Source organism: Micromonospora sp. RV43 (assembly GCF_001029515.1).
GTDB lineage: Bacteria > Actinomycetota > Actinomycetes > Mycobacteriales > Micromonosporaceae > Micromonospora > Micromonospora aurantiaca.
Window position 1 is genome coordinate 24,046 of the sequence record NZ_LEKG01000078.1, and the last position, 11,266, is coordinate 35,311.

The 11,266-nt window shown below is 71.7% G+C and carries 15 protein-coding genes; 9 read left to right on the plus strand and 6 right to left on the minus strand.

Translation table 11 applies throughout. From position 1 onward, the window contains the following. Positions 1 to 180: 180 nt before the first annotated feature. From ABD52_RS19450 to ABD52_RS39210, 6 genes are all read right to left on the minus strand, one after another. Positions 181 to 441, minus strand: coding sequence for a hypothetical protein (locus tag ABD52_RS19450; RefSeq protein WP_013289161.1), 261 nt, complete (start codon positions 439 to 441; stop codon positions 181 to 183). Further along, on the minus strand, positions 441 to 1,202 hold the full coding sequence (istB, locus tag ABD52_RS19455) for an IS21-like element helper ATPase IstB (protein ID WP_013289162.1): 762 nt from the start codon (positions 1,200 to 1,202) through the stop codon (positions 441 to 443). The genes ABD52_RS19450 and istB overlap by 1 nt, the downstream gene beginning before the upstream one ends. Further along, positions 1,199 to 2,641 carry an IS21 family transposase gene (gene istA, locus ABD52_RS19460; RefSeq protein WP_013289163.1) on the minus strand — a complete coding sequence of 481 codons (1,443 nt, stop codon included), beginning with the start codon at positions 2,639 to 2,641 and terminating at the stop codon, positions 1,199 to 1,201. Before istA ends, istB begins: the two co-directional genes overlap by 4 nt. A 197-nt stretch (positions 2,642 to 2,838) precedes the next feature. Further along, entirely contained in the window at positions 2,839 to 3,555 is a 717-nt protein-coding gene (locus ABD52_RS19465) for a prepilin peptidase (protein ID WP_013289164.1), read from the minus strand. 30 nt (positions 3,556 to 3,585) lie between these two features. Beyond that, complete coding sequence (locus ABD52_RS19470; RefSeq protein ID WP_013289165.1) at positions 3,586 to 3,936, minus strand: helix-turn-helix domain-containing protein; 351 nt, start codon at positions 3,934 to 3,936, stop codon at positions 3,586 to 3,588. 94 nt (positions 3,937 to 4,030) lie between these two features. After that, a complete protein-coding gene (locus tag ABD52_RS39210) occupies positions 4,031 to 4,390 on the minus strand; it encodes a hypothetical protein (RefSeq protein WP_013289166.1) in 360 nt (119 codons plus the stop codon). Positions 4,391 to 4,673: 283 nt separating this feature from the next. Here ABD52_RS39210 and ABD52_RS40895 point away from each other — a divergent pair, with 283 nt between their 5' ends. The 9 genes from ABD52_RS40895 to ABD52_RS19515 form a co-directional block, all read left to right on the plus strand. Beyond that, on the plus strand, positions 4,674 to 5,270 hold the full coding sequence (locus tag ABD52_RS40895; protein WP_235437502.1) for a hypothetical protein: 597 nt from the start codon (positions 4,674 to 4,676) through the stop codon (positions 5,268 to 5,270). Positions 5,271 to 5,323: 53 nt separating this feature from the next. Next, a complete protein-coding gene (locus ABD52_RS19480; RefSeq protein ID WP_085985964.1) occupies positions 5,324 to 6,133 on the plus strand; it encodes a hypothetical protein in 810 nt (269 codons plus the stop codon). Positions 6,134 to 6,201: 68 nt separating this feature from the next. Then, positions 6,202 to 6,810: an SAF domain-containing protein gene (locus ABD52_RS19485; protein ID WP_041799407.1), complete on the plus strand. Its 609-nt coding sequence runs from the start codon at positions 6,202 to 6,204 to the stop codon at positions 6,808 to 6,810. A 20-nt stretch (positions 6,811 to 6,830) separates the two neighbouring features. Beyond that, positions 6,831 to 7,565 carry a hypothetical protein gene (locus ABD52_RS19490; RefSeq protein WP_047892735.1) on the plus strand — a complete coding sequence of 245 codons (735 nt, stop codon included), beginning with the start codon at positions 6,831 to 6,833 and terminating at the stop codon, positions 7,563 to 7,565. Continuing rightward, a complete protein-coding gene (locus tag ABD52_RS19495) occupies positions 7,562 to 8,872 on the plus strand; it encodes a CpaF family protein (RefSeq protein WP_047892736.1) in 1,311 nt (436 codons plus the stop codon). Before ABD52_RS19490 ends, ABD52_RS19495 begins: the two co-directional genes overlap by 4 nt. Positions 8,873 to 8,874: 2 nt before the next feature. Next, positions 8,875 to 9,723 (plus strand): type II secretion system F family protein, encoded by an 849-nt coding sequence (locus tag ABD52_RS19500; protein ID WP_013289172.1) that lies wholly within the window; start codon positions 8,875 to 8,877, stop codon positions 9,721 to 9,723. Beyond that, positions 9,723 to 10,595, plus strand: coding sequence for a type II secretion system F family protein (locus tag ABD52_RS19505; RefSeq protein ID WP_047892737.1), 873 nt, complete (start codon positions 9,723 to 9,725; stop codon positions 10,593 to 10,595). Before ABD52_RS19500 ends, ABD52_RS19505 begins: the two co-directional genes overlap by 1 nt. Before the next feature lie 27 nt (positions 10,596 to 10,622). Next, positions 10,623 to 10,829: a hypothetical protein gene (locus tag ABD52_RS19510; protein ID WP_200905211.1), complete on the plus strand. Its 207-nt coding sequence runs from the start codon at positions 10,623 to 10,625 to the stop codon at positions 10,827 to 10,829. A gap of 2 nt (positions 10,830 to 10,831) precedes the next feature. After that, positions 10,832 to 11,266 (plus strand): TadE/TadG family type IV pilus assembly protein (locus ABD52_RS19515; protein WP_047892740.1); only part of this gene is annotated, 435 nt, incomplete at its 3' end.

The window sequence follows — 11,266 nt, forward strand, 5'->3', positions numbered from 1 at the left end:
GTGAGCCGATACGGCACCGCTTCGAGCACCGCCCAAGCGGGACAGGACGAGACTGTCACACAGCGACGCCGCCGCAGGACAGTGATAGGAAGAGCTTTGGCTCCGCCATGGCCAACACCGCGCACTTGTGTCGGGGTACTCGTTGGAGTGCAGAGGTGAGTACGGCTGATCTTGCAGAGGTCAGGTGTCGTGGTGGGCGCCCTGTTCGTCACGGTGAGTTGTGTCTTGCAGGCGCAGGCGGGTGAGGCCGAGCATGTCGATCAGCCATCCGGGTCCGCCGGTGATGCCGCGGGCGCGTAGGAGGGTGTCGACCTCGTGGTGGGTCGCCGCAGTGGCGCGGGCGAGGAAGTCCTCGCAGATCTGGAGCAGGAGTTGCAGCAGGTCGCCGTGGTGGGTGTCGCTGGTGGCCGCGGGGTCGTCCGGGATGGCCGGGGTGGGCATCAGGCGACGTTCTCGATGGCGGTGAGGCGGTTCTTGAGTCGGTAGCTGGGGCCGTTGATCGGGACGACGTCGCAGTGGTGCAGGAGCCGGTCGAGGATGGCGGTGGCCAGGACCTCGTCGCCGAAGACTTGACCCCATTCGCCGAAGCCTTTGTTCGAGGTCAGCAGGGTGGAGCCCTTCTCGTAGCGTTTCGAGATGACTTGGAAGACGAGGTTGGCCTCGGGGCGTTCGAGGGGCTGGTAGCCCACCTCGTCGATGACCAGGACGGTGGGGCGTAGGTAGGTCTGCAGCTTCCGGGCCAGCCGGCCGATCGCGTCGGCGGCGGTGAGGTGGCGGACCATGTCGTCGAGGGTGGTGAAGTAGACGGTGAATCCGGCTCGGCAGGCGGCGACCGCGAGGGACACCGCGATGTGGGTCTTGCCGACGCCGGGTGGGCCGAGGAGAGCGACGTTGGCTTTGGCCTGCACGAATGCGAGGGTGGCGAGGTCACGGACCTTACGGGGGTCCAGGTCGGGTTGGAAGCTGAAGTCGTAGTCGTCGAGGGTCTTGTGGTGCGGCAGCTTCGACAGGCGTAGCCCGGCGCGGAAGCGGCGTTCGTCGCGGACGGCGAGTTCCTCTTCCAGGACGAGGTCGAGGAACTCCAGGTAGCCCATGGCCTCGGTGTCGGCCCGGCCGGTGAGTTCCCGCAGCGTCTTGGCCAGGTGAGGCAGGCCGAGTTTGGTGGCGCTGGCGTGGATGCGGTTGGTGACCAGCTCACTCACTTCGAGACGTCCTTCAGGTGTGGGCGGTTGGTGAACGGGCTGGCCGCAGCGATCTGCTCATAGACCGACAGCGGCCGGGCCTCGACGGCGACCTGAGCGGCAGCGGCCCGGTTGAGCAGGGCTTGCAGCGGTCCCTGGCCCCCGTCGAGGCGGGCCGATCGGCGTGCGGCCGGCTGCCCGCCGGCGGGGTCGCCGGTGGTGACGGCACGGGTGTGTCCGTCGGGCAGACCGTCCCAGTGGCTCTCGTCGACCACGCGGGCGCCGCGGCCCACGGCCCGCTGGTGCGTGGCCAGCAGCGTGGTGCCGTCCAGGCCGGGCACGGTGGCGTGGATGGTGATCGTGGCGGCGGTCGCCCGAATCTCCACGAGTTGGCGGTGGCGGACCCGTCGGGCCGGCACGGAGTAGAGGTTGCCGGCGTAGGCGACCAGGCAGTCCTTGCCGACGTGCCGCAGATGCCGGTCGGCGACCACATACGCCCTGGCCGGGATCGGTCGCAGCGCGGCGTGGTCACGGACCGCCCGCACGCCGATGATCTCGCCATGGGTGCGATGCCGCACGGCCCGCCGCTGCCGAACCCAGGCCACGAACGTGGCGTCGAGCTCGGCCAGCGAGGAGAACGCCCGCCCCGCCAGGACATGATCACGGACGATGGTGACCTGCCGTTCGACCCGCCCTTTGCCGGTCGGCCGATAGGCGGCCAACACATCGATGTCGAAGTCGTAGTGCCCGGCGAACGCGACCGCTTCCGGGTGCAGCGGCACCGCCAGGCCCGGGGCGACGTGCCGACGGACCACGGTCTTGGTCCGGTCGTAGACGATCACCCCGGGAACCCCGCCGAAGTGCGCGAACGCCCGCCGGTGACACTCCCAGAACGCGGCCAGATCCTGGCTGGTGGTGAAACAGCAGAACGGATCCCGCGAGTACGACAGCACCATGTGAAACGAGTACACCTTCGGGATCCCGACATGGGCCAGGATGCCGCCCTCGTCGCCCCAGTCCACCTGCGCCTGCGCACCCGGAACGACCTCGAACCGACGATGCAGCCCGGCCAGCTGATCAGGGCTGATCCCCAACTCCGCCGCGATCCGCGGCCGGGCCTGCTGCAGATACAACTTCACCCGCTGGTAGTTACCGGTGAACCCGTACTGCTCAACCAGTCGTTCATGGATCACCGTGCCCTTGAGCAGCAACTCCGCCCGCAACCACGCATCGACCACGTGCGCGAACACATCGATCAACTGCCCACGAGCCGGCCGCGCCCGAACCGGCGGCACCACCTCGCCGCCACCAGCAGCCAGGTACTTCTTCACCGTCCGCCAGTTCAGGCCCGTCTCACGAGCGATCTCCGAAACACTCGCACCAGCCTCGTGCAACGCCCGGAACCGACGCACATCCAGCCACCGCTGCTCATCCAACGCCCCCACCGCCAGCCGCCCCACGCCGGTCCGATCACGACCCGAGCAGCCTCACCCTCAGTCACCCGCAGGCGACGGACAAACAGTGCGCACCTCTGCAAGATCAGCTGTACCTAGCTCTGCACTCCAGGCCGTACCCCGACACACTTGCCATCGTCATGGCGCCGGCGGCCCGCTCTCTACGTACGGAGCACGCGCAACACACGCTGCATCGGTCGTGATCAGCTGCTGACCATGGCTGCTATCAGTGCCCCGCCGACCAGATAGGGGCCGAAGGCGATGGTGTGCGCGCGGCGCAGCGCCAGGCGCGCCAGTGCTTCGGGAACGGCGAGCAGGAAGGGCAGCAGGCCGCCGAGGAACACCGCCGGCCAGCCGGCAGCGCCTAGCGCCGCGCCGAGCAGCGCGGCCAGCCGCACGTCACCCAGACCCATCCCGCTGCCCGCCACAATGACCAAAGTCAGGTACAGGCCGCCGAGCGTCGCCGCGGCGAGCACGGCGGTGACCAACGTGTGGGCCTGGCTCGTGGTCGCTGCCTGGCTGGCCAGCACGACGCCGACGGCTATGGCGGCGGCGCTGATCGCGGGGGTGGGCAGCCTGCGGACCGCGACGTCGACGGCGGCTAGAAGCATGCCGGTGTGCATCACTACCAGCCATACCGCCAGCAGAGGCAGTCCGCCGGGGATGTCGCGCAGCATCCAGGCCAGGCCGGCGGAGGCAACAGCCAGCCCGGTGCCACACAACTCCGAGACGGCCACCAGCATGAGCGCGCTCCTGACGGGCACGCAGCGGGGTGCCGAGGTGCCGCTTACGCCCGCCCGGGACGGTGGTAGGTCCATGCTGGCCTGCGGCTTGGCCACCAGCCAGATGTACACGTGCGGCAGCGCCAAGCCGGCGAGGGCGCCGCCGAAGAGCGCCAGCCCCAGCACCGTGGGATTCATCGGCCGTCGCCATTGTGGGGCGAGATGGGCCTACGCCGCTCCCGCGTCCGCACCGGTTGGTTGGGCATAGCCGTCGCGATAGGTGTCCGACCAGCGGCGCATCTCGCGCATGAACGATGAGAGCAACGGCAGGAGGTGGGTGCCGGCGGCGGTCAGGGAGTAGGTTCCGGCACCCGCGTCGTCGGAGTGGTGCACCAGGCCACCGTCGCGCAGGCGGCGCAGGGCATCGTTGAGCGATTTCGAGCTCGGCGCCGGTTGGATCTCGCGCAGCAGCTCCGAGAATCGCATCGGCCGTTGACCGAGTGCCGTGAGGATCTCCAGGGTCCACCGCTGGGCGCACAGCCTGATCGCTTCGTGCACGACGTGAAGGTCGTCGTCCATCCGCCTCCCCTCCCCGTCAAGGTCGGCCAGAGGACGAGTCTAGGGGATCGACTGCTCTACGTGAACAACGAATCCACGTTGAGTCAGATGGAGATCATCGAGGCAACGAGTCACGTCGTTGGGTAGCTGGTGCGCCGGCAAGGTAGCGGCAGCCCTCCGCGAGCGCATTCAGGGCGTCCGCCAGAGCGTTCCCCATAGTGGACAGGCGATAGGCGCCCGTGGTGGCAACCACGTCCCAGCTGCCGTGCGGTTCCCGCCGCAGAAGTCCGGTCGCCGCGAGCCAGCATAGGTCGGCCCGCAGCGCCTCGCGGGAGGCCTCGTCCACACCACCGAGGTCGCCGACAGTGGCAGCAGCGCGGTCACGCAACGTCACGAGAGCCGCGATGGCTATGGGCCGACGGGCGAGCTCCGCAGCAAGGTCGGCGGGCTGAGGACCCTCGGCGGTGCGGCTCATAATGCGCGCTCCCTTGAGATTTTCTGAGGATTCTAAGGCCTTCGATCCCTGCGGGCATAGTGTCGCGAATCCGACACCGGCTGGTCGGATTGCGTCGAAAGACTCGCATTATCGGTGACCTCGAGGTGAGCACCTGACGGTAATCACCGGAAGGTAAGCACGTTGCGGTAACCGTAGGGGCCGGGTGTAGAGGTGGGTTCAGGCATCCGTGCGTGCAACTTCCACGACAGCGGGGTGGGCCCGCTTCGCTGTGGCCAGGAACCGTCAGGAGGCAGGGCGGCAGATGACGATCCGTAACAGACAGCCAACTTCCACCGTTCGAGCGCGAGGCCGCCGCTTGCGCCTGGCGGGCTCGGCGGCAGCCCTGTGCCTGGTGGCCGGAGCGGGAGCGTGCGACGCCGGAAACACCGGGCAAGAACCTTCTCCCACTACCTCGGTCAGTGTTTCCACACCCAGCCAGGATCCGCGTGGCTCGGCCGAAGGCGCCGCGCTGGGCGTGTACCGCGGTATGTGGGCCGCGTACGCGAAGGCCGGTCTTACCGCAAACCCCGACGAGCCCGACCTCAGCAGGTTCGCCAGCGACGGCGCGCTGAAAACGTTGCGAAACGGGCTGGCCACCTACCGGAGCAAGAAGCAGGTACTCAAGGGCAAGTACGTCCTAGACCCTCAGGCCACCGACGTCGCGCTCAACGCCTCACCGGCAACGGTGACCGTCACCGACTGCATCGACGACAGCGCCTTCCTGGTCTACAACCTGGCGGGCAAGCCGATCAACGACGTGCCCGGGGGCCGGCGGAGCGCGCGGGCAACGGTCACGGACCTCGAGGCCGGCGGCTGGAAGGTCACCAGCTTCGGTGTCCAGGACGTGGGGTCGTGCTGATGCGTCGCACCGCCCAACTCCTGACCGCTGCGGTCTCGGCAGCGATCGTACTGATGACTGGAAGCCTGGCAGCACGTGCTGACGGTGGCATCGGCGGGGTCAGCTGCACCCAGAACCCGTCAGCTCCCGAATGCGAGATCAGCGCCGGCACCCCCGGCGGGTCTGGCGGCTCCACCGGCGGCAACCAGGGCGGCGGGTCCGGTGACGACGGCTCGGGCGGCGGCGGTGGCGACGGCTGCTACTGGGCGCCGGTCGACGTGGGTCTCCCGCCTCCGCCGGGCAAGGGCCCAGAGGGCGGTTGGTATTCGCGGACTTGCGTAGCCAACGGGTTGGGGTCGCAGGAGGTGCCGGTGTGGCTGGACCAGGCGCCGACGGTAAATCTGACGGCGTTGGCGCAGACGGCGCGTTCTCGGCTGCGCCTGCCCTCGCCGCAGATTCGCACGAATCCCGCCACGGCGCCGTTCGTGCTAGTGCAGGTGCCGGTTTGGCTATGGGTGGACCCAGCGACGTGGGGTGCCCGGTCGGCGACGGCGTCGGTGCCTGGGGTGTCGGTGACCGCGACCGCTACGCCGACCCGGGTGGTGTGGTCCTTCGGCGACGGCAGCGACGACCTGACGTGCACTGGTCCGGGTAAGCCGTGGAAGCCGGGCACCGATCCGCGGGCGTCGTCGCCGTGCGGGCACACCTACACCTCCTCGTCCGCTGTCGCGGCGGGGGCGGCGTTCCGGCTGCGGGCGACGGTGACGTGGTCGGTCACCTGGTCTGGTGCCGGTAGTGGGGGCACTCTCGCTCCGCTCACGACGACCTCGACGGTGTCCGTGCGGGTGGCGGAGTCCCAGGCGATCGTCGGAGGTGTCCGGTGAGCGTCACGACGGACCGTCCCCGGCCGGGGAGCATCGCCGCTGCGGATCTGCCGCCGGTGTCCACCGGTATGCGGCGGGTGGGGCGGCGCAGCGGGCGGCGTGTGGTCGCCGGGGTGCTGCTGGTCCTGGCGACGGTGGTGACGTTTTGGCAGGTGGATCTGCGCCGGCACGCCGACGAGCAGTTCCTCGCCGTCGCGCGGGACGTGCCTGCGGGTCAGGTCATCACCGACGTCGATGTGCGGGTGGTGCGGGTGGCGAACCCGTCCGGCCTGGACCTGGTCCCGGCCGAGCGGCGCGGCGGGATCGTTGGCCGTTCGGCGGCGGTGCCGTTGGTGGCAGGGAGCCTGCTGGTGTCGGGGCAGGTCGGGCCGGCGGCGTGGCCTGCGGCGGGGCAGGCGGTGATTGCGGTGCCGGTCAAGCCGGGCCGGGCCCCGACGAGCCTGACGGCTGGGTCGCGGGTGGTGGTGCTGGTCGCCCCGCCTGCGGGGGGCGGGCAGCAGGCGCCGCAGCAGAACAGCGGTGTGCGCCGGGCGGTGGCCACGGTCGTGTCCGTGGCGGCGGGAGCGGACCAGGTGGGCACGCAGTTGGTGACGGTGCTGCTCGCCGCGGATGCGGCGGAAGCGGTCGCGGCGGCTCCGGGGGACGTGTCGCTGGTGCAGCTCGGCCCGTCCCAGTGAGACGTGAGGAGGTGCGGGAGATGTTGGTGGTGGTGGCGTCGGTGTCCGGCGCGCCGGGTGCGTCGACGGCGGCGTTGGGGATGGCGGCGTTGTGGCCGGGGCATCCGGCGTTGCTGGTGGAGGCCGATCCCGGTGGTGGGGTGGTCGCGGCGCGGTTCGGGCTGGCGCAGGAGCCGGGGCTGGCGTCCCTGGCGGCGGCGGCCCGGCACGGCGGGCACGCCGGTGGGGCGGCGCCGTATGTGCAGCAGGTGCCGTTGGGTTTGCACGTCCTCGTCGGGCCGGGTGCGGCCGAGACCGCTGCGGGGGCGGTGTCGGTCCTCGCCGGCCAGGCCGAGGCGGTCGCGCGGTTGGCGCCGGTAGTGGTCGCCGACGCGGGTCGCCTCTACGCCAACAGCCCCGCGTGGGGCCTGTTGCGCTCCGCTGACGCGGTCGTGCTGGTCACCTCGGGGTCGACTGAGTACCTGGACCACCTGGACACCCGGCTGCCGGCGCTGCGTGCCGCGGCGCGGCCTGGTGGTGTCGGGCTGGCGGTCTGCGGCAGGTCCGCCTACACCCCGGCGGAGATCAGCGGGCGCCTCGGTGTCCCGGTGTGGGCGCAGCTGCCCGCCGACCGGTGGGGCGCGGGCGTCCTCGCCGGGCGGATGACGGGGCGGGCGTGGACACGTACCCGCCTCGCCCAAGCTTTGCGCGCCCTCGCCGCGTCCGTCGCGGCCGGCGGGCGGCCCGCCGGTGCGGCGCTGGGGGTCGTGCGGTGACCGCCCCGACCCTCAACGGCGGCACGACCGCGGCGCCGCCGGAGGTGGTGGCGCGGCTGCGGGCCCGGGTCAGCGACCGCCTGGCCGCGCACGGCGCGCAGCTTCCCGACGGCGAGCGCCATGCGGTGATCGCGGGATACATCGCCGAGGAACTCGTCGTCCACGCCCGCGAGGACATCTCCGCCGGCCGTGTCCCGCTCACTCCGCAGGCCGAGGCGGCCCTGGCGCGGGCGTTGCGGGACAGCTTCACCGGCCTGGGCGGCTTGCAGAGGTTGATTGACGACCCGCGGGTGGAGGATATCTTCGCCAACGGCTGCGACAACGTGTGGATCCGCACCACCGACGGGCAGGTGCAGCGAGTGCCGCCGGTCGCCGCCTCCGACGACGACCTGGTCGACCTGGTGCGGGTCGCGGCGGCGCGCAGCGGGCAGGAGGAGCGCCGCTTCGACCGCGGTTCGCCCGGCCTGTCTCTTCGGCTGCCCGGCGGGCAACGCCTGTTCGCCGTGATGGCGGTGGCGAAACGTCCCTCGCTGTCGATCCGCCGCAACACCCTGCACCGGGTGACCCTGGACGACCTGCTGCACCGCGGGGAGATCACGGTGGGGTTGCGGGAGCTCATCCGGGCGCTGGTGCGGGCGCGCAAGAACATCGTGATCTGCGGAGGCGTCGGCGTCGGCAAGACCACCATGCTGCGCGCCGCTGCCGGCGCGATCAGCCCGCACGAGCGGATCGTCACCGTCGAGGACGCCTACGAACTCGGCCTTGACGAGGACACCGAGGCGCACCCGAACACCACCGCCCTGCAGCAGCGGGAACCGAACCTCGAAGGCGTCGGCGGCATCGACATGTCCACGATGGTGCGCTGGGGCCTGCGGATGCGCCCGGACCGGGTCATCGTCGGGGAGACCCGCGGCGCTGAGGCCGTACCCATGCTCCTGGCCATGTCGCAGGGCAACGACGGCAGCATGTGCACCCTGCACGCCTCCTCCAGCAAGCAGGCGCTGACCCGGCTGGCCATGTACGTCATGCAGGCGCCGGAGAAGTTGACCTTCGACGCGGCGAACGTGCTCATCGGCCAGGCCGTCGACTTCGTCGTGCACCTGGACGTCGCCACCGACGGCACCCGGGTGGTGTCCTCCATCCGCCAGGTCCTGGAGACCGACGGCACCCAGGTCCCCTCCAACGAGATCTACCGCCCCGGCCCCGACCGGCGGGCCGTCCCCGCCGCGCCGATCCGCGCCGACACCCTCGACGAGCTCACCGCCGCCGGCCTCAACCCGAACCTCCTCGTCCGGGACCGGTGGTGAGCATGGACCTGCTGCCGATCCTGCTCGGCCTGGGCTGCGCCGCCGGCCTGATCCTCGTCGCCGACGGGCTACGCCGCCGCCCACCCGGCACCCCGACCACCCGGACACGGCAACGGTGGACGTCGGCCGACCGTACCCGGCTCCTCGCGGCCATCGTCGCTGGATTCGCCGCCGCGGCGGCGACCCGTTGGCCGGTCGCGGCGCTGCTGACCGCCGCCGCGGTGTGGGCGCTGCCCCGCGTCCTCGGACCCGACCGGGAGCACACCCGCGCGATCGCCCGGATCGAGGCGATCGCCACCTGGGCCGAGCTGCTGCGCGACACCCTGTCCTCGGCCGCCGGCCTGGAGCAGGCCATCACCGCCACCGCCCCTGTCACCCCCCAGCCCATCCGCCCCCAGGTGCAGGCCCTCGCGGGGGCGGTGCGCGGCGGAGCACGGCTGCCCGACGCGCTGCGCGCGTTCGCCGCCGACCTCGCCGACCCCACCGCTGACCTCGTCGTGCGCGCCCTGACTCAGGCCGCCGGCTACCACGGCGGGCAACTGTCCCAGTGCCTGACCAGCCTCGCCGCCACCGCCCGCGAGCTCGCCGGCATCCGGATGCGGGTGGCCACCAAACGGGCCGCGACCCGCACGGCCGCCCGGGTCATCACCGGCACGTCGGTGGCGATGGTCGCCGGGCTGATCCTGCTCAACCGCGGGTTCCTCGCCCCGTACCGCAGCGTCACCGGGCAGCTCGTGCTCCTTGTCGTCGGCGCGGTGTTCGCCGGCGGGTTCTGGTGGCTGGCCCGCGCCTCCCGCGTCCCGCAACCACCACGGGTGCTCTCGGCCGACCAGCCCGGGCAGGTGGCGTGATGGCCGCCTTCGTGGTGGCGTGCGGCGTCATCGCCGGGCTCGGCCTCGTCCTGGCCGGCACCGGCCTTCATCCGGCCCGGCCCAGCCTCGCCCAGGCCCTCGACGCCCTGCGCCGCACCCCGACTGCCCCGGAAGAACCAGTGGGGGCCAGGACCCGGCTGCTCGCCGCGCCCCTGCGCGCCCTCGGCCTGCCCCGGCAGCGGATGCGCGCCGACCTCGCCGTACTCGGACGGCCGACCGCCACCCACCTGGCCGACCAGGCCCTCGCGGTGATCGCCGGCCTGCTGCTGCCCCCGGTCGCGATGGCCGTCCTCGCCTCCGGCGGGGTCAGCTTCGCCGCCGGCATGCCGCTGTGGGCGTCGCTTGCTGGCGCGGCCGGCGGGTGGTGGCTCGCCGAGACCACCGTGCACGCCGAGGCGCAGCGGCGCCGCGACGAGCTGCGCTACGCCCTGTCCGCCGTGCTCGACCTCGTCGTCATCTCCCTCGCCGGCGGCGCCGGACTCGAACAAGCCCTCGACGACGCCTGCGCCGACACCCACGGCTGGGCCGCCGGACGCCTGAACCGTGCCGTGGCCACCGCCCGGTTGCTGCGCATCCCGCCCTGGCAGGCCCTCGGCCAGCTCGGCGAGGACACCGGCGTCGTCGAACTGCAGGAACTCGCCGCGACGATGAGCCTCGCCGGCACCGAAGGCGCCCGCATCCGCGACTCCCTCACCATCCGCGCCGCCACCCTGCGCGCCCACCAGGCCGCCGCCCTGGAGGCCCGGGCCAACTCCGCCACCGAACGCATGTCTATGCCGGTCATGCTCCTGGCCGCCGCCTACATGCTGTTCCTCCTCTACCCGGCTGTCACCGCCGTCGACAGCTTCTGACCCCGACACACCAGAAGGAGAAACGCCGTGCACCCCAGCAAGCTGATGGCCCTGCTGACCCTGGCACACCTCACCCTCACCGACCGGGGCCGCCGGCTGCGCGACTCCGGCGACCGGGGCAGCGAGACCACCGAGAAGGTCATGTGGATCGCCCTGCTCGTCACCCTCGTCCTGGCCGTCTACGCCATCTTCCAGGGCAAGATCATCACCAAGATCACCGGAATCAACCTCTAGCCATGCACCGAATGCGACGAGGCAGGCGACGCCGGCTCGGTGGTGACCGCGGGTCGGTCACCACCGAGGTGGTCCTCTACGCGCCCCTGCTGTTCCTGCTTGTCCTCGTCGGCGTGCAGTTCGCCCTGTGGGCCCTGGCCCAACTCGGCGTCCAGCACGCCGCGAACCACGCCCTGCAGACCACCAGGGTGTCCGGCGGCACCGCCGCCGGAGGCCGCGCCGACGCCGCAACCGTCCTCGACCAGGTCGCCGGGCAGGTCGTCGTCGACCCGCGCGTGTCGGTCACCCGCACCGCCGACACCGCCACCGTGGCCGTAGCCGGCCGGGTGCCCGCCGTCGTGCCGTTCCTGCGCCTGCAGGTCAGCACCCAGGCCAGCGCCCCGGTCGAGCGTTTCCGCCCCTCGACCCTGTCGCTGGCCCCCTCGCCGCCTGGAGTG

Excerpts from the sequence above, each read along its gene's own strand:
- ABD52_RS19450 (WP_013289161.1), bottom strand. The coding sequence starts at position 441 with ATGCCCACCCCGGCCATCCCGGACGACCCCGCGGCCACCAGCGACACC.
- ABD52_RS19465 (WP_013289164.1), bottom strand. The coding sequence starts at position 3,555 with ATGAATCCCACGGTGCTGGGGCTGGCGCTCTTCGGCGGCGCCCTCGCC.
- ABD52_RS19470 (WP_013289165.1), bottom strand. The coding sequence starts at position 3,936 with ATGGACGACGACCTTCACGTCGTGCACGAAGCGATCAGGCTGTGCGCC.
- ABD52_RS39210 (WP_013289166.1), bottom strand. The coding sequence starts at position 4,390 with ATGAGCCGCACCGCCGAGGGTCCTCAGCCCGCCGACCTTGCTGCGGAG.
- ABD52_RS40895 (WP_235437502.1), top strand. The coding sequence starts at position 4,674 with ATGACGATCCGTAACAGACAGCCAACTTCCACCGTTCGAGCGCGAGGC.
- ABD52_RS19480 (WP_085985964.1), top strand. The coding sequence starts at position 5,324 with ATGACTGGAAGCCTGGCAGCACGTGCTGACGGTGGCATCGGCGGGGTC.
- ABD52_RS19485 (WP_041799407.1), top strand. The coding sequence starts at position 6,202 with ATGCGGCGGGTGGGGCGGCGCAGCGGGCGGCGTGTGGTCGCCGGGGTG.
- ABD52_RS19490 (WP_047892735.1), top strand. The coding sequence starts at position 6,831 with ATGTTGGTGGTGGTGGCGTCGGTGTCCGGCGCGCCGGGTGCGTCGACG.
- ABD52_RS19500 (WP_013289172.1), top strand. The coding sequence starts at position 8,875 with ATGGACCTGCTGCCGATCCTGCTCGGCCTGGGCTGCGCCGCCGGCCTG.
- ABD52_RS19505 (WP_047892737.1), top strand. The coding sequence starts at position 9,723 with ATGGCCGCCTTCGTGGTGGCGTGCGGCGTCATCGCCGGGCTCGGCCTC.